This is a genomic window from Steroidobacter gossypii, from assembly GCF_016801985.1.
Taxonomy (GTDB): domain Bacteria; phylum Pseudomonadota; class Gammaproteobacteria; order Steroidobacterales; family Steroidobacteraceae; genus Steroidobacter; species Steroidobacter gossypii.
Genome location: NZ_JAEVLS010000003.1, coordinates 702,383 through 720,017, shown reverse-complemented (window position 1 = coordinate 720,017; position 17,635 = coordinate 702,383). Strand labels below are relative to the sequence as shown.

Below are 17,635 nucleotides of genomic sequence, written 5' to 3'. Positions count from 1 at the left end.
GACTGGCAACTCTCGCCACCGCCCCCATGTGGGTCGCCATGCTTGAGCAGCCCAGGTGTGGTCCGTACTTGATCGGAGTGCAGCGTCTCTCTAGCCTTGCCCATAGAATGGATTTGTCCTGCCTAGCTCTTGATTCACGGTTTGGGTCGATTTCGGGACCGGCCTCGCGTGGCGCGTTCGGCCTTTCCCCCTGATGAGGATGTGAAACAGTGTATCAGTCGCCCTCGCACCAACCCGCCAAGCAGCGGCGCAATACGTTGATCTTCAGCTTGCCGGCGCTGCTGGTGGTCTGTGCGTTGCTGGCCGGGACGGCCCAGGCCCCGGTCGCCAAGGCGGTCGCGACCGCCAACTCGCAGGACCTCTCGCCCACCGAGCGCCAGCGCCGCGTCAGCAAACTGGTGAGCAACGTGATCGAGCGCTCGCACTATCGCCAGTCGCCGATCAACGACCCGGTCTCCTCGCTGGTGCTGGATCGGTTCATCGAACAGCTCGACGGCAGCCGCAGCTACTTCCTCGCCTCCGACATCGCCGAGTTCGAGCGCTATCGCTATCAGCTCGACGACGCCGTGGTCGGCGGCCAGCTCGAGCCGGTGTTCGCCATCTTCAATCGCTTCCAAGTGCGTAACAAGGAGCGCGTCAACCACGCGCTCGAGCTGCTCAAGACCGAGCCCGACTTCACGGTCGATGAATCGTTCGAGTTCGACCGCGCCAAGGCGCCCTGGGCCAAGACCACCGAAGAGTTGAACGACATCTGGCGCCGTCGCGTGAAGAACGACGCGGTGTCGCTGATGCTCACCGAGAAGACCTGGCCGGAGACGCGCGACATCCTGCAGAAGCGCTACGAGCGCGTGGTCAAGCGCACCGAGCAGGTCACCAGCGACGACATCTTCGAAGTGTTCATGAACTCGTTCGCGCACGTGTTCGACCCGCACTCGAGCTACTTCTCGCCGCGCAACTCCGAGGAATATCGCATTCAGATGAGCCTGTCGTACGAGGGCATCGGCGCCTCGCTGCAGCTCGTCGACGACTATGTGACCGTGCTCAACGTGCTGCCCGGCGGGCCGGCCGCGATCAACGGCACCCTCGGCGCGAACGATCGCATCATCGCGGTCGGCGAAGGCAAGAGCGGCAAGATGGTTGATGTGATCGGCTGGCGTCTGGACGACGTGGTGCAGATCATCCGCGGCAAGGTCGGCACCACCGTGCGCCTGAGCATCCTGCCGGCCGGCGCCGCGCCGGGCTCGCCGGAGAAGGTGCTGGAGCTGCAGCGAAACAAGGTTTCGCTGGATGCGCAGGCCGCGCAGAAGGAAGTCCACACCATCAAGCGCGGCGATCGTGAATTGAAGGTCGGCGTGATCAACGTGCCGAGCTTCTATCAGGACTTCGAAGCGAAGTCCTCGGGCGCCAAGGACTATCGCAGCACCACGCGCGATGTGCGCAAGCTGATCGATGAGCTCAAGGCCGAGAAGGTCGACTCGCTCATCATGGATCTGCGTGGCAATGGCGGCGGTCATCTGACTGAAGCCACCGCCCTCTCCGGCCTGTTCATTCCGAATGGCCCGATCGTGCAGCTGCGCGAGACCGGCGGGCGGGTCGAGGTGCTCGACGATCCGGAGCCGAACACCGCTTGGGATGGTCCGATGATCGTGCTGGTGGATCGTTACAGCGCCTCCGCCTCGGAGATCTTCGCTGCGGCGATTCAGGATTACGGCCGCGGGATCGTGGTCGGTCAGCAGACCTACGGCAAAGGCTCAGTGCAAAACCTGTATCCGCTGGATCGCTACGCGCTGGGCCCGGATCCGGGCTTCGGCCAGCTCACCGTGACCATCGGCAAGTACTATCGCGTCACTGGCGAGAGCACTCAGCATCGTGGCGTGCAGCCGGATATCTCCATGCCGACCGCCATCAGCCCCGAGGAAGTCGGTGAGAGCACGCGTGAGAGCGCCCTGCCCTGGGATCGCATCCGTCCGGCCGACTTCAACAAGGAAGGTCAGCTGACCCAGGCCATCGCCACGCTCGAGCGGGCGCACGAGGAGCGTATCGCCACCGATCCGGACTTCCGCTCGCTGCTCGCCGATCTGGACTCGTTCGAGAAAGTGCGCACGCAGAAGAAGCTCTCGCTGAATCTGCAGACGCGCATCGCCGAGCGCGAACAGTTGGAGCAGGAGCGCCTCGCTCGCGAGAACGAGCGTCGCAAGGCGCGCGGTCTGCCGACGGTGGCGAAGCTTGCGGACCTGACCGGTCAGGATCCGCCGGATGCGGTGCTGGAGGAGTCAGTGCAGATCGCCGCGGACTTGAGCGGCATGCAGCACCTGTATCTGTCGCGCCTGAAGGCCGAGAGCGATCGCGCCGGCACGCAGTAACGTCCACCCAATAATCAAAACGGCGCCGCCCTACTCGAGGCGGCGCCGCCATCTCGCGATCGAATCAGGCGCTCACTGCAGCAGCGCCTGATACAAATCCCAATAGTCGTCGATCAGCACATTCACGCCAGTCTTGTTGGCGGCCTCGAGTCCCGACACGAGTACTGAGGACACCGGCATCGTGCCGATCGAATCGGTCAGCGGGACGGTATCCGCATCGCTGCGATAAGCCACCACGGCGCGCAGCGCGTCGGTGCGCTCCTTCAATCCACTGAGATCGTCTTGTTCGTTTTTGATCGTCGCCAGCGCCTCACGCAGCAACATCATCAAGCGTGAGCATTCCTCGCGAGTGCCGTACTTCATGTCGAACACGCGCTTGCAGGTTGTTTCTTTCGCAAGCACCGCAAGACCGCCGCCCGAGAGCTGCGCGACGAGCTGCTGCGCATAGGCGATGACGGCAGTATTGACCACGCGACGACCATCGATGGAGATGCCCTCGGAGGGCGGCGGCTCCTTGGCTTCGAGCGCCGCGCGATCGTCGCTCAGATCGGTGACCTCGGTCATGGCCAGATCCCATTCCGCACGCTCGGCGGCGATCTGTTCGGAGAGCTTCCGACGGCGGGCGTAATTCCAGAAGCCGCGCATGTTCTCGAGCTCCGCTTCCTTCAGCTTCAGCTCCGCGGCCAGCGTCTCTGCTCGCGCACGGGCGCTCGCGATGCGCTGGTCGAGCTCAGCGAGCTGCTGACGACGGGTGCGATCGAACTCGAGCTGCTGGCGGCGCTGTTCACGATCGGCCTGCTGTTGTTGGAGCTGCTGCGCGAATCGTGCGACTTTCGCCGACGTCGCGCGCCACAGCGAGCGCAGTTGGAAATAAACCAGAGCGTGCGGGCCGGTCTCGGGATTGCCGAGAAATTCCTCCAGCTGCAGCAGCTGTTCGCTGTGACGAACAAAGGTGGCTTCGTGATTGCGCAGTTGTTCGAGCAGCTTGTGACGCTCGTCCTGCAGGCGAGTGAGCTCTTTCTTGAGCTCGGCGCGATTCCAATAGAGCTGCAGCAGCCGCTCGTCTTCGGCGGGCGGGCGTGGGCCCGGCGCGAGGAACTCGCGTAGACTCAAGCGGTGGCGAGCGCCGGAAAGTGATGACCGCGCTCGACGCAATAATCGAGCCACTTGTTGAGCATCACGTTGCGCAGCCAGCGATCGCCCAGATCGCGCGCCAGCTGCGAACGCAGCGACTCGAGCAGCGCGTGACGATGCCAGCGCGCACACGCCTGCACTTCAGCCAGGCGCGCATCGCGATACACCCGGATCAGCAGATCGGGATCGGCGAGCGCACCGGTCTCATCCTCGAACACATACGTCAGCCGCAACGTGGTGGTGTAGCGGCTGCGCTCTTCGATGGCCAGATGCAACGGGCAATCGCCATCGACCACGGAGATCTGTGTCGCCGCCGCCGTTTCGAGGTTGGGAACGAGCCATCCCAGACGAATGTAATTGCTCTCGTACAGCGACATCAGGCTGACGAAGCTGCCCGGCCGGGAGCGCCAGCTGACGGGGCAATTCACATCGCTTGCTGTAAGGTCTATCGACATGGGCCGAATATAGCACAGCGGTTTCGCGCTACCGCCAGTAGTGTGCGACTTGCGTCGCGGGTCATTTGCATGCATGCCGGATGCATGGCCAGAGCTTGCACAACGCGTGCCGGACGCGCCCCATCCAAGCTTGTTAAGGACGCAACCGCCGTTCCACGCCGGTCCGATCGAGGATGCGGCTGGCGATCTCTTCGATGGAACATTCCGTGGTGTTGATGCATGGGATGTCGTAGCGACGAAAGATCGCCTCGGCGGTGCGGACTTCGAAATCCACTTGTGAGGGTGAAGAGTAATTGCTGTTGGGCCGCCGCTCGTTGCGGATCTGTTGCAGACGTTCCGGCGCGATGGTGAGCCCGTACAGCTTGCGTTGATGCCTGGTGAGCGCCGCCGGCAACCGGCCGGTCTCGAGCTCCTCGTCAGCGAATGGATAATTGGCGGCGAAGATGCCGTATTGCAAGGCCAGGTACAAACAAGTCGGCGTCTTGCCGGTGCGCGACACGCCCACCAGGATCAGATCGGCCCGCTCGTAGTCGCGGGTGACAGCGCCGTCATCGTTGGCGAGCGCGAAATTGGTGGCGTTGATGCGCGTGGTGTAGGCGGCGATGTCCGACATGCCATGCGCCCGGCCCTGCGCTCGGGAGGATTTGAGCTTCAGCTCCAGCTCCAGCGGCCCCAGGAAGGCGTCGAAGAAATCCAGGAACAGACCGTTGGCGCGCTTGATGATCTCGCGCATGTCCTCCTGCACCAAAGTGCTGAAAATCACGGGCCGCACGCCCTCCGCCTCGGCCGTCGCGTTGATGCGACGAACGGCCTCTTCCGCCTTGTCAACAGTGGAGATAAATGGCAGAGTCACCTGCCGAAACGCCTGCCCATCGAACTGTGTCAGCAGGCTATGCCCCATGGTCTCGGCGGTCACGCCGGTCTGGTCGGACACAAAAAAAACCGTTCGTCGTTCCATTCTTCTGTCGCCAAGACTCACGCGCGCTCGCGCGTTGCGGTTAAAATCCCGGAGCTTTGTTGGTGGCAGAGCGTTGTAAGCCACGACCAACGTTCGATCCGAAGTGTTTCATTGATCGGGCCCGATCCACAAGCGGGCTCATGAGGACAGGCCTTGACCGCTTACACAGTACCCTTCGAAAAGCTTGGACGCCACGACGTCGACACGGTCGGCGGGAAGAATTCCTCGCTCGGCGAGATGATCAGTCACCTGGCCAACATGGGCGTGAGCGTGCCCACCGGCTTTGCCACCACGGCGCAGGCGTACAGGGATTTTCTCGCGCACGAAGGACTGGCCGAGCGCATCTCGAAGGAGCTCGCCGCGCTCGATGTGGACGATGTGGAGAAGCTCACCGAGGTGGGCGGGAAGATTCGTGAGTGGATTCTCTCCACGCCGTTTCCGCCGAAGCTCGAGCAGGAGATCCTCGCCGGCTACGAGCGCATGAGCGGCGGTCGCGACGTCGCCGTCGCGGTTCGCTCCTCGGCCACCGCCGAAGATCTGCCGGACGCCTCCTTCGCCGGTCAACAGGAAACATTCCTCAACGTGCGCGGCAAAGAAGCGCTGATCAAGTGCGTGCACGAAGTGTTTGCATCGTTGTACAACGATCGCGCCATCGCCTATCGCGTGCACCAGGGCTTCAAGCACGACGTGGTCGCGCTGTCTGCGGGCATTCAGTACATGTGCCGTTCGGACGTCGGCGCCAGCGGCGTGATGTTTACGCTCGACACCGACTCGGGCTTTCGCAACGTCGTGTTCATCACGGCCTCCTACGGTCTTGGCGAGACCGTCGTGCAAGGCGCGGTCAATCCCGATGAGTTCTATGTTTATAAGCCCGCGTTGAAGTCGGGCCATTCGCCGATCCTGCGCCGCACGCTCGGCGCCAAGGCCATCAAGATGGTGTATGGCGAGCCCGGCAGCGGCGAGCGCGTCAAGACCGTCGATGTGCCGAGCGAGGATCGCAATCGCTTCTGCATCACCGACGCCGACATTCTGGAGCTGTCGAAGCAGGCGCTGATCATCGAGCAGCACTATGGCTGCCCGATGGACATCGAGTGGGGCAAGGACGGTGAGACCGGCAAGATCTATATCCTGCAGGCGCGACCGGAAACCGTGCAGAGCCGCGCCGGCCGCAGCGTGCAACGCTACTCGCTCAAGAAGAAATCCAAGGTGGTGGCAAGCGGCCGCTCCATCGGTCAGCGCATTGGCGCTGGCCCCGCGCGCATCATTCGCGATGTGAAGGAGATGACGCGCGTGCAAAGCGGCGACGTGCTGGTTGCCGACATGACCGATCCGGATTGGGAGCCGGTGATGAAGCGAGCCTCGGCGATCGTGACCAATCGCGGTGGTCGCACCTGTCATGCGGCCATCATCGCGCGCGAGCTCGGCATTCCTGCAGTCGTCGGTTGTGGTGACGCCACGGAAACGATCAAGGAAGGCGCCGAAGTCACGGTGTCCTGCGCCGAGGGCGATACCGGCTTCGTGTATGAGGGCGCCCTGCCCTTCGAGCAGAAAATCATCGAGCTCGATGCGCTGCCGGCCATCAAGACCAAGATCATGATGAACGTCGGCAATCCCGATCGCGCCTTCGACTTCGCGAGCATCCCGCACAAGGGCGTGGGACTTGCGCGCCTCGAATTCATCATCAATCGCATGATCGGCGTGCATCCGCGCGCGCTACTCGAGTTCGATCAGCTTTCCAAAGATCTGCAACAGACCATTCGCCGCCAGATGAATGGTTACAAGGATCCGGTCAGCTTCTACGTCGACAAGCTCTGCGAGGGCATCGCCACCATCGCCGCGGCGTTTGCGCCGGAGCCGGTGATCGTGCGCATGTCCGATTTCAAATCGAACGAGTACGCCAATCTCATCGGCGGCCGGCAGTACGAGCCGCACGAAGAGAATCCGATGATCGGCTTCCGCGGCGCCTCGCGTTACGTCGATGAGACGTTCCGTCCCTGCTTCGAGCTCGAGTGCCGCGCGTTGAAGCGCGTGCGCGAAGAGATGGGGCTCACCAATGTGCAGGTGATGGTGCCGTTCGTTCGTACCTTGAAGGAAGCCGAGCAGGTCACGCAGCTGCTGGCCGAGAATGGTCTGAAGCGCGGCGAGAACGGCCTGAAGGTCATCATGATGTGCGAGCTGCCGACCAACGCGCTGCTGGCCGAGCGTTATCTGCAGTTCTTCGACGGCATGTCGATCGGCTCGAACGACATGACTCAGCTCACCTTAGGGCTGGATCGCGACTCGGCCATCATCGCCAAGCTGTTCGATGAGCGCGACGATGCGGTGAAGGCGCTGCTCAAGCTCGCGATCGACGCCTGTCGCAAGCAAGGCAAGTACGTGGGCATCTGCGGCCAGGGCCCCTCGGATCACCCGGACCTGGCGCGCTGGCTGGTCGATCAGGGGATCGAGAGCATCTCGCTGAATCCTGACACTGTGGTGGAAACCTGGCTGTTCCTGGCTGGTGGAGCGGTCAGCGCAGGTAGTTAGCTGTTAGGGGTTGGCGGTGCCGGAACGGTACCGCCAATCCCGGCTACCGATTCTCCGGCTCACAGCCAACTACCAACAGCGAACTCCTCGCGCCTAGGCGCGTAGGAAATTCGTCCTGTAATGCTGGAGCTCACGGATCGAGTCCCTGATGTCATCCAAGGCCAGGTGCGTCGAGCTCTTCTGGAAGCTGCTGTACACCTCCGGCGCCCAGCGCCGCGCCAGCTCCTTGAGCGTGCTCACATCCAGATTGCGGTAGTGAAAATACCGCTCCAGATCCGGCATCTCGCGCGCCATGAAGCGCCGGTCCTGGCAGATGCTGTTGCCGCACATGGGCGAGACGCCCGGCTCGATCCAGCGGCTCAGGAACTCCACGGTCTGCCGCTCCGCCTCCTGTACCGTGATCGTGCTGGCGCGCACGCGGGCGGCAAGCCCGGAGGCGCCGTGCTGCCGGCGGTTCCAGTCGTCCATGGCGTCCAGCACTTGGTCCGGCTGGTGAATGGCCAGCACCGGCCCTTCGGCCAGCGTGTTCAGGTGCTTGTCGGTGACAACGGTGGCGATTTCGATGATGTGGTCGGTGTCGGGCTTCAGGCCCGTCATCTCCAGATCGATCCAGATGAGACGGGTCGGGTCGCGGTCGGTCACGTTAGGTCAGCCCCAGGTTCGAAGTTTCGGAAAAAACGTATCGTTGCCTCATGATAGCAGCTGCGGCTAGAGTCCCCGGCGCGTCATCGAGATCTACTTCAATGCATTGGTTTACCGCTTTGTTTGTATTGCTGCTGGTCGCCTCCACGGCCATGCGCAGCTGGCTCAATCAGCGCCAGGTCGCGGCGGTGCTCCGGCATCGTGGCCAGGTGCCCGAGGCGTTCGCGCAGCAGATCGATCTGGCCGATCACCAGAAAGCAGCCGACTATACCGTCGCCCGCGCCGGTGTGAACCGCTGGGATGTCCTGCTGGATGCGGCGGTGGCCCTGATCCTGACCTTGGGGGGCGGCATCGACGCCGTCGATCGGCTGTGGCGAGCCGCGGACTTATCCCCTACCTGGCACGGCGTCGCCGTGGTGGTCTCGACCTTCCTGATCGTCGGCGCCATCGGTCTGCCGCTGTCACTGTGGCGTACTTTTGGCATCGAGGCGCGCTTTGGCTTCAATCGCATGACGCCCGGGCTGTATGTCGCCGATCTGGTCAAAGGCCTGGTGCTCGGGTTGCTGTTCGGGGTGCCGCTGATCTTTGTGATCCTGTATCTGATGCAACAGGCCGGCGCGCTGTGGTGGCTGTATGCGTGGCTGGTCTGGGCGGGCTTTTCGATCCTGGTCACCTGGGCGTGGCCCGCGATCTTCGCGCCGCTGTTCAACAAGTTCACTCCGGTCACCGATGAGGCGCTCAAGCAGCGCACTGAAGCCGTCCTGCAGCGCTGTGGCTTCGAGTCCAAGGGCGTGTTCAAGATGGACGGCTCGCGGCGTTCCTCGCACGGCAATGCCTATTTCACGGGCATCGGCCGCAACAAGCGCATCGTATTCTTCGATACGCTGCTCGAGCGCCTGCAAATCGCCGAAGTCGAAGCCGTGCTGGCTCACGAGCTGGGACACTTCCGTCTGCATCACATCCGCTCGCGCCTGATCGTTTCGATGGTGACGGCGCTGCTGGGATTCTTGTTGATCGATGCGCTGATGCGCTGGCCGGCGTTCTACTCGGCGCTCGGCGTGAGCACGCCGTCGACGCACGCCGCGCTGTTGCTCTTCATGTTCGTGTTGCCCGCGTTCACTTATTTTTTGACGCCGATTGGCGCGTGGTGGTCGCGCAAGCACGAGTTCGAGGCCGATGCATTCGCCGCCCAGCATGCGGACGCGAAACAGCTCGCGGACGCGCTGGTGAAGTTGTATCGCGACAATGCGAGCACGCTCACGCCTGATGAGTTGCACTCGGCCTTCTATGACTCGCACCCGCCGGCGCTGGTGCGAATCGCGCGGCTGCAATCGCTTGCCACTGGGCGTTCATGAACAGCGGGGCTGAGACGCCGGCGCGCGTCACGGAGTCCTTCGGCCGTCGCGTGATCGTCGAGACAGCGGCCGGCGCTCGGATGCCGGCGGAGTTGTTCGGCAAGCGCTTGAACTGCGTGTGTGGCGATGAGGTGATGATTCGTCCGCCGTCACAGCAAAGCGGCGATGTCGCCAAAGTCATCAGCGTTTCACCGCGGCGCTCTTTGTTTGCTCGCACCGATAGCCGCGGTCGCACGGAGCCGCTCGCAGCGAATCTGTCGCTGATCATCGTGATCATCGCGCCCATGCCGGAGCCCGATCTTTATATTGCTGACCGCTATTTGGCGGGCGCGGCGCTCGCTGGCATTTCGGGCGCGCTGATCGTGAACAAATCCGAGTTGCCTGGAGCCGAAGATGATGGCTTTCAGGCGCGAGTGAAGGATTATGAGGACGCAGGGTTTCCGGTCCTGCGCGTGTCGGCGAAGAACGAGCCAACCGTGGCGCCCGTTCGCGAATTGCTTGCTGGCGCAAGCGCCATGCTCGTCGGCCAATCCGGGGTCGGCAAATCGACGCTGACCAATCGCCTTGCGCCGGAATCCGAGCGCGCCACTCGCGCTCTGTCCGACGCCACCGGCGAAGGACGTCACACGACCGTGTCCACCGCGCTCTTTCGCTTGTCCAACGGCGGCGAGCTCATCGATTCCCCCGGCGTTCGCGACTATGCCCCACCGCCGGTGGAAGACGCCATGGTGCAAGTCGGCTGGCCCGAAATCCTCCGCCTCGCTCCCGAATGCCGCTTCAACAATTGCCTGCACATCCGCGAGCCCGGCTGCGCCGTCACCTCCGCCGTCGCCGATCACCAACTCTCCGCTCGGCGCTATGAAAGTTATAAACGCCTGCTCAACATCATGCGTGGACTGGCGCCGGAGTACGAACGCCGGCGTTGATAGAGCACAAAAAAGCGGGTGAAGGCTCATCACCTTCACCCGCCGGTCAGCTCAAGATCTTCAGCACCAGACCTGCGCCAACGGTCTTATTGCCTTCCCGGACCGCAAAACGCTGGCCAGCTTCCATCGCGATGGGGCTGAACAACTGCACACTCACCTTCATGGTGTCGCCTGGCATGACCATCTCAACACCTTCCGGCAACGTCACGGCGCCCGTGACATCGGTCGTGCGGAAGAAGAACTGCGGCTGGTAGCCCTTCATGAAGGGCGTGTGCCGGCCGCCTTCCTCCTTCGTCAGCACATACAACTCGCACTCGAAACGAGTGTGCGGGGCAATGCTGCCCGGGCTCGCCAGCACCTGACCGCGCTCGACCTCCTCCCGCTTGATGCCTCGCAGGAGCAGGCCGGCGTTGTCGCCCGCCCGACCTTCGTCGACGTGCTTGCGAAAGATTTCGATGCTGGTGCAGGTGGCCTTGCGCGTCGCCGCGAGCCCCACGATGTCAATCTCGTCGTTGACTCGAACGATGCCCCGCTCGATACAACCGGTCACAACGGTGCCGCGGCCGGAGATCGAATAAACGTCCTCCACCCTCAGCAGGAATGGCGCGTTCAGCACCCGCTCCGGAACCGGAATGAACCGATCCATCTCGGCCACCAGTCTGAGGATCGAAGGCACGCCGAGCTCATCGCTCGCATCGTTGAGCGCCCGCAAGGCGCTACCTCTGACGATGGGTGTTGTGTCGCCCGGAAACCCGTGCTTCGTCAGCAGCTCACGCACTTCCATCTCCACCAGATCGAGCAGTTCGACGTCATCGACCAGATCGGCCTTGTTAAGGAAGACAACCATATAAGGTACGCCAACCTGACGCGCGAGCAGAATGTGCTCACGCGTCTGAGGCATCGCGCCCTCCGCGGCGGACACGACCAGGATCGCGCCATCCATCTGCGCAGCACCCGTGATCATGTTCTTCACATAGTCGGCGTGCCCCGGACAGTCGACGTGGGCGTAGTGCCGAGCCTCCGATTGATACTCGACATGCGCCGCCGTGATCGTGATCCCCCGATCACGCTCTTCGGGCGTCGCGTCGATCTGATCGAGCGCCTTGAACTCGCCTCCGTAGCGCGCCGCCATGACTTTTGTGAGCGCCGCAGTCAGCGTGCTCTTCCCATGGTCGACGTGACCGATGGTGCCGATATTGATGTGCGGCTTGCTACGCTCGAACTTCATCTTCATGTGTGATCTCCTATCAACACGTCCACTGATGACTCGGGCCGGTGGACGCAAACGGCCACAAACGAAAAAGCCCCCTCCGGCAGGACCGAAGGGGGCTTTATCTGTTCTCGCAGCCGTGATGCTTGCTCAAACGCTAGGCATGACCCTCCCGTCCCGCTGGGGGCAGGCGTTCTTCAAGCGATAGCGATGAGAGAATGAAGCGCATGGAGATGAGTCTGCCGATGGGCGCTCGTGAAGTCAACGGCCCGGGCGCGTCCTACTCTGCTCGAACACAGCGCCGACTCGATGGATCCGAGTCGGCGCTGGATGTTACTTCGGGTAGCCGTTGAGGAACGGCAAGGTGGTCGACACCAGGCCCGGTGAGTACAGGATGTCGTAGTGGGTCGCGTTGGGGAGGATCGCCAGGCGATGCTGGGAAAGGTTCTCACGCATCCATCCGGCATCCTTCAACCCACCGCCGAGGCTCTGATAGAACTTGATCATGTGCTCCGGCCGATACATATCGCCGTCGCCGAACACCAGCATCACCGACATCTTCAGCTTGGGCACATCGGCCGAGTAGTCGTAGTCTTTGCGCATGAAGTCGCCCAAGGCGTTCAACAGGCGCGGGAAGTCATCGGGCTTCGGAGCGACCTTGACGTAGGACTGATACATCGGGGTGTCCTTCATGAACTGCATCGCATCGGCATTGATGGTGTTCTGCTGCGCGCGGATCTCCTCGAAGAACCCGCTCGATGCATAACCGGCAGACAGCAGCACCAGACGCCGCACGGCCTGCGGGTGCTGAACGGCCAAACGGAAGCCCACGCCGCCGCCGAGTGAATAGCCCAACACGTCCACCTGTTTGTAGCCGAGCCTGTCGAGGATGCCCTTCATGTCATCCCCCATCGCCTCCAGGCTGAGCTTGCGATCACCGAGCGCGGTGCGGCCGTGGCCGTGCAGATCGACGGCGATCACCTGCCGCTCCTGGGCGAAGGCCGGCAGCACCGGGCCGAACATATCGATGGAGCCGAGGCCGCCGTGCAGAAGCAACAGAGGCTCGCCCTTGCCGCGAATCTCGTAGTAGTAGTCGAGCCCGTTGACCGTGACCCGCCCCGACTTGTCAGGCGCCGAGATCGCGGGCGCCGCGGCCGAGGCCGGCTCGCTGTCGGCGAAGGTCGGGAATACCGGGGCCAGGAGCGCCACCGCGGCGACAGTCAGGGTGAGCAAACGCTTCATTGTCATTCTCCGATGTCGTGAGTGTGTTCCTGTCCCAAGGACGTGGCCCGACGGCCGCAACCGACAATGAGCGTGCGAAATTTCTCGGCCGACGCCGCCCGAAGGCTGCCTCAACTTCAACGAGCCGCGGCGGTACTACTGCCGTCCGACCTGGCGAGCTTGCTGGCCCCGGCCGCAGCGCGCGAGCGCCGCACGTCTGCGGACGCCTGCGCAATCTGCTCGAGGGCAGGCGCGATCGCTTGCGCGTACGTGCGAGCGGTTTCCGTTGGCACCACGCCACGCGCACGTCGCACGAACAGCTTCGCGCCCAAAAACGCCTCGAGCTCCTTGATGGTGCGACTCACAGCGCCGGGGCAAACGCAAAGCTCGCGGGCAGCGCCGACGAAGCTGCCGTGTCGAACCGCAGCCTCCAGCACCCGCACCCACAACAATGGCGGCAAATTCATTCGCATCGTTACCAGCGCTTGGTGAAGCGCGCAGAAATGAAACGTCCCAGAGCGTCGGCATTGAACGCATCGAACCCGACGGCGAACAGCGGCGAGTTCGCCCGAGGCGGCTCGCGATCGGTGATATTGATGACGCCGAACGAAAGGCGCGTCCCATCGAGCAGCGGCGACTGCGTGCGCTCATCGAAGTCGTAGCTCACATTCAGATCCGCCGTGGTCCACGAGCCGATCGGCACATCGATGGCCTGGCTGTCGTTGATATAACTGTCCGCGTGACTCACGACCACGGTCGTGCTGAGTCCGCCGCGAATCCACGTGCCCAGCAGGCGCACGCGCCAGTCGAGCGGCTGATTGAACGTGTCCACCACGTCAAACTGCGTGGAGTCCTGAGACAATGACGTCAGGATCTCGCTCAGATGTGTCACATTGAGCTGCAGATCGAATGCGTCCCGCGCCACGTTGAACTTGTACAGCAGCGTGGCGTCGACGCCTTTGAGCTGGGTGCGAGCGGCGTTCTGTTGTCGCAGATCGTACAGATACCGCACGCCGGTCGAGCCGATGCCCTCCCAATCCGTGAAGAACCAGCCTTCGGCCAGACGCGCCTCGAGATACGCAGCCGCCGCCGCGTCATCCGGGATCTCGGTGATGAACTCGCCGAAGTCCTCCCGACGCGACAGCGCGCCCTCATCGTAGGGCGGCGACTCGATGCGATTCGTATAGTCGATATCGAAATAGTTCATCGCCAGCTCAAAGCCGCTCAGCGCCTGCGGCCGCCAGGTGAAACCCAGCGCGATGTTCTCCGATTCCTCCGCGGTGAGCGGCCGACTGCCGTACAGATAGAAGATCGGAATGCGGCCGCCGTTGCCGGTGGGATCATCGAGGTAGCCGGTGGAGACCTGTACCGGCCGGGTCGTCCACGCCTTCTCCGCGACGTTGGGGGCACGGAACGATGTGCTGTAGGTGGCGCGAACATCGAGACTTGCGAACGGCGTCCACACCAGACCGTACTTGGGATTGGTGGTGCTACCGAAATCCGAATAATCATCATGGCGCGCGGCGATGGACAGATCGATCCGCCGCGCCCACGCCAGGTCCTGCTCAGCGCCCACGATGGGCACATACAGCTCCGCGAAGACAGAAGTCACATCGCGGGTGTCATTGGCCCGCACCTGCTTTCCCTGTTGCGGGAAGATCCAGTGACGCGTGGAGATCAGATCGTCCTTTCGATACGAGCCGCCGATGGCGAGCCGCGCCGGCCCGCCCGGCAACTGAAGCAGCGTGCCGTCGGCCTTCAGGTCCGCCGACCAGGTGTCGTACTCATCGCGATAGTCCTGGATCTCCGTGTCGAGCGCGCCGGTCTCCAGATCCCAGTAGGTGAAGTCGGTGTCGGGCTTGACGCGTCCGATCAATCCGTCCAACGAGATGCGCCAGTCGCCCGGCGCGGCATATCCCAGGCCGAGCGCCGCGCTCCACTGATTGGTGTTCGGCGTCTGCACGTCGGTGAAGCCACGCATGCTGCTGCGAACGACAACCTCTTCATACGAATACATCAGGTTGGTCGATACATCGAAGTTCGCAGGCAACTGCTGGTCGAGGCTGAAGAGCAACGTGCCGAGCTTTCGATCAGGCAACAGATCGGTCGGCGTCAGCGCGCCCGCCTCCAGGATGTAATCACGATCTCTGACGTCGAGGTTGCTGCGCCGATAGTACTCACCGACGAACAGCGCATTGCCGGTCTCCCAGCTCGATCCGAACATCTGCGACACGCGATGCTCATCGAGCGATCCGTCGGTGGTGGCGCCGTATTCCAGGCCCGTCTCGGCGCCCTCGAAATCTTTGCGCAGGATGATGTTCACCACGCCGGCCACGGCATCCGCGCCGTAAATGGCGGAGGCGCCGTCCGTCAGGATCTCGACTCGCTCCACTGCCGAGAGCGGAATGGTGCTCACATCGACGAACTGCCCCTGCGCGGAGGGCGCGACACGACGGCCATTGATCAGCGTCAGCGTCGCGACCGAGCCCAAGCCCCGCAGATTGAAGCCGGTGCCCCGTGTGAGATTTTGGGCGAACGCCGGCGCCATGCCGAACTCGGCCACTTCCGTGGCGCCGGAGGTGCCGCCCTTGAAGTTCATGGGCAGCGAGCTCACCAGCTGCATCATGTTGGTGAAGCCGGAGCGCTCGATATAACGACGATCGAACACGGTGACGGGCGCCGTTTCGTTCACCACACCTCGAATGTGCGAGCCCGTGCTGATGACCTCTTCGAGGATGTGGTCACCCGCCACCGCCGGCTCGTCTTCCACCCGGCCTTCGGCACGCGTGGTTGCCTGCGCGAGTCGCAGCGACTTGGGTCGAGGCGGCCTCGCCGCGGTTTCGGTCGATGTCGCGGTGACTTCCTGCGCGGGCGGCGCCGGATAGATCGCAAGCGTTCGCGCATCGATGCGCTCGAAGGTCAGGCCACTGGCCTTGAGCAGCGCTTTGAGCGCCTGCTCGGCCGTCAGGGTGCCGAACACATCGGGCGCCGTGCGCCCTTCGGCGACTTTGGTGAAATATGAGATCTGCAGACCGGTCTGATCGGCGAACTGTCGCAACGCCGACTGCAGCGAGGCGCCGCGAATGTTGAACTCATAGGTCGGATCGGCCAGCGCCAGTTGAGTCACCAGCAGCAGCGAGCTCATCAGCGCCAGCGCGCGCTTATCCCTCCTGCCTTTCATCTCGGCCGCCCTCCGTGTGGCATCCCCTTCGATGACATGACTGGCGCACACGCTGTTTTTGGCTACCTGCGAGGCGTGAGGATGATGCGCTCGTCGCCCGCCTGCGCCGGCTCGATGACGTTAGCCCGCTCGAGGAAGCGCACCAGCGCCTGCGGATCGCTGGCGTCGAACACACCGCTCAACTGCTCGGCCGAGAGCAACGAGTCCTCGAGCACGAGCTGCACGCGGTTGTATCGATTGAACTCGGCCACCACCTCGGACAGTGCCTGGCCTTCAAAAATGAGCCGGCCGGTCTTCCACGCCGTCACCGCGGCGAGATTCGGCACCGGTGAGGTTTGTATCTCTTCGGACACGACATCGGCCCGCTCGCCCGCGGAGACGCGCAGCGCATTCGCCGGCACGTCAGTGTTCGACGCCAGACGGGCCTGATCGGCACGGGCGACGGCCACCTGCCCTTCGATCACGGTGATCACCGTGTCATCGGCGTTGCGGCGGACGACGAACGACGTGCCGACCGCCTGCGCGACCGCCCGATCGCTCAAGACACGAAATGGACGCGCGGAGTCTTTGGCGACATTGAACAAAGCTTCGCCTTGCACCAGGTTCACACGACGCAACGTGTCGGTAAGCTCGACGCGAATCGCCGTGTTGGTATTGAGCGCGATGGTCGAGCCATCCTCGAGGCGGATCGTGCGCTGCTCGCCGATGTCAGTCGAATATCGGCCCACAAACAGCGCCTGCAACGAAAAGAGTGCAGCCACGGCAAACACGAGGGAGGCCGCGATGGCCATGCCGAATCGGCGCTTGGGCCGCGGCGTCATCGACGGCGCCGGGGCCGACACATGCGGCGTGAGCTCGATGACGTTTGCATCCTCTGCCGCAAGCAGCGCCTGCACATTCAGCGTCTTGCTCCGATCAACGTCCGCCAGATCCGCCCACGTGCACTCCAATCGGAGATACTCGGCGAGGTGAACCGGCGAGCGCTTGAGCCAGGCAACGAATGCCCGTCGCTCATCCAGCGATACTTCTGGCGCGTTGAGCCGCACCAGCCACTCAGAGGCTTCGTCGACGACGGCGTCCGCATTCTTGTCGCGCGCGTTGTCCATGGCTACTGCTCCGCCTTGCGTTTCTGGCAGGCCGCCAGACCCTTTGCCATGTACTTCTTCACCATCGCTACCGACAGCTGCATGTGATCCGCGATTTCCTGATAAGTCATGCCATCCCGACGATGCATGAGCAGCACCGCCTGACACTTCGGACTCAAGGTGGCGAGGACCTGTCGCAATTCGTGCAGCCGATCGTCCTCCTCCAGCGCCTCGGCCGGATCGGCGGCCTCGGCGACCAACTGCTCGAGCGCCTCCTCGGAGTGCTGCAGGCGATTGCGCGCCAGCATCCGCCACTCATGAGCCGCATGCGCCGCCAGATGGATCACGAACGATCGCGGGTTGCGAATCAGGCCCACGTCATCCATGCGCAACAGGCGCAGATACACCTCCTGCGCCAGGTCCTGAGCCACATCGCCGTGCCTCAGGCGCGAGCGCAAGAAGCGCAGCAGGTCGCCACCGACGGTGGCCACCAGGTCTTGAAACCAGCGCTCGCGACGATCGTGTTCGGTCTGCAAGGGGCGCCTGAGGCTGTTAATGGGATGTCATCGGCAATGACGG

The 17,635-nt window shown here is 63.1% G+C and carries 14 protein-coding genes; 4 read left to right on the top strand and 10 right to left on the bottom strand.

Going from position 1 to position 17,635, the window contains the following annotated elements; genetic code table 11:
- Positions 1 to 209 precede the first annotated feature (209 nt).
- Entirely contained in the window at positions 210 to 2,363 is a 2,154-nt protein-coding gene (locus tag JM946_RS16840; RefSeq protein ID WP_203168504.1) for a carboxy terminal-processing peptidase, read from the top strand.
- Positions 2,364 to 2,435: 72 nt separating this feature from the next.
- Here the strand turns inward: JM946_RS16840 and JM946_RS16835 are convergent, their stop codons facing one another.
- The 3 genes from JM946_RS16835 to ppsR form a co-directional block, all read right to left on the bottom strand.
- Entirely contained in the window at positions 2,436 to 3,476 is a 1,041-nt protein-coding gene (locus JM946_RS16835; RefSeq protein WP_203168503.1) for a hypothetical protein, read from the bottom strand.
- Positions 3,473 to 3,952: a DUF1249 domain-containing protein gene (locus JM946_RS16830; RefSeq protein ID WP_218042910.1), complete on the bottom strand. Its 480-nt coding sequence runs from the start codon at positions 3,950 to 3,952 to the stop codon at positions 3,473 to 3,475. Before JM946_RS16830 ends, JM946_RS16835 begins: the two co-directional genes overlap by 4 nt.
- A 133-nt stretch (positions 3,953 to 4,085) precedes the next feature.
- Complete coding sequence (ppsR, locus tag JM946_RS16825; protein WP_203168501.1) at positions 4,086 to 4,910, bottom strand: posphoenolpyruvate synthetase regulatory kinase/phosphorylase PpsR; 825 nt, start codon at positions 4,908 to 4,910, stop codon at positions 4,086 to 4,088.
- 153 nt (positions 4,911 to 5,063) lie between these two features.
- On the opposite strand from ppsR, the gene ppsA reads away from it, so the two are divergent.
- Positions 5,064 to 7,436, top strand: coding sequence for a phosphoenolpyruvate synthase (gene ppsA / locus JM946_RS16820; protein ID WP_203168500.1), 2,373 nt, complete (start codon positions 5,064 to 5,066; stop codon positions 7,434 to 7,436).
- 93 nt (positions 7,437 to 7,529) lie between these two features.
- On the opposite strand, the gene orn is transcribed toward ppsA, so the two are convergent.
- Complete coding sequence (orn, locus tag JM946_RS16815) at positions 7,530 to 8,078, bottom strand: oligoribonuclease (RefSeq protein ID WP_203168499.1); 549 nt, start codon at positions 8,076 to 8,078, stop codon at positions 7,530 to 7,532.
- Between the two features lie 101 nt (positions 8,079 to 8,179).
- Here orn and JM946_RS16810 point away from each other — a divergent pair, with 101 nt between their 5' ends.
- Complete coding sequence (locus JM946_RS16810; RefSeq protein ID WP_203168498.1) at positions 8,180 to 9,433, top strand: M48 family metallopeptidase; 1,254 nt, start codon at positions 8,180 to 8,182, stop codon at positions 9,431 to 9,433.
- Positions 9,430 to 10,359, top strand: coding sequence for a ribosome small subunit-dependent GTPase A (gene rsgA / locus JM946_RS16805; RefSeq protein WP_203168497.1), 930 nt, complete (start codon positions 9,430 to 9,432; stop codon positions 10,357 to 10,359). The genes JM946_RS16810 and rsgA overlap by 4 nt, the downstream gene beginning before the upstream one ends.
- Positions 10,360 to 10,405: 46 nt before the next feature.
- Here rsgA and tuf read toward each other — a convergent pair whose 3' ends face one another.
- The 6 genes from tuf to JM946_RS16775 all read right to left on the bottom strand — a co-directional run bounded on the left by tuf (position 10,406) and on the right by JM946_RS16775 (position 17,592).
- Complete coding sequence (gene tuf / locus JM946_RS16800; RefSeq protein WP_203168496.1) at positions 10,406 to 11,593, bottom strand: elongation factor Tu; 1,188 nt, start codon at positions 11,591 to 11,593, stop codon at positions 10,406 to 10,408.
- A 309-nt stretch (positions 11,594 to 11,902) separates the two neighbouring features.
- Positions 11,903 to 12,817 (bottom strand): alpha/beta fold hydrolase, encoded by a 915-nt coding sequence (locus JM946_RS16795; protein WP_407700553.1) that lies wholly within the window; start codon positions 12,815 to 12,817, stop codon positions 11,903 to 11,905.
- Positions 12,818 to 12,927: 110 nt separating this feature from the next.
- Positions 12,928 to 13,263 carry a LysR family transcriptional regulator gene (locus JM946_RS16790; protein ID WP_218042908.1) on the bottom strand — a complete coding sequence of 112 codons (336 nt, stop codon included), beginning with the start codon at positions 13,261 to 13,263 and terminating at the stop codon, positions 12,928 to 12,930.
- Between the two features lie 2 nt (positions 13,264 to 13,265).
- Entirely contained in the window at positions 13,266 to 15,971 is a 2,706-nt protein-coding gene (locus JM946_RS16785) for a TonB-dependent receptor (RefSeq protein WP_203168493.1), read from the bottom strand.
- A gap of 62 nt (positions 15,972 to 16,033) precedes the next feature.
- Complete coding sequence (locus tag JM946_RS16780) at positions 16,034 to 17,077, bottom strand: FecR family protein (RefSeq protein ID WP_203168492.1); 1,044 nt, start codon at positions 17,075 to 17,077, stop codon at positions 16,034 to 16,036.
- A gap of 2 nt (positions 17,078 to 17,079) precedes the next feature.
- On the bottom strand, positions 17,080 to 17,592 hold the full coding sequence (locus JM946_RS16775; RefSeq protein ID WP_203168491.1) for an RNA polymerase sigma factor: 513 nt from the start codon (positions 17,590 to 17,592) through the stop codon (positions 17,080 to 17,082).
- Between the last annotated feature and the right edge of the window lie 43 nt (positions 17,593 to 17,635).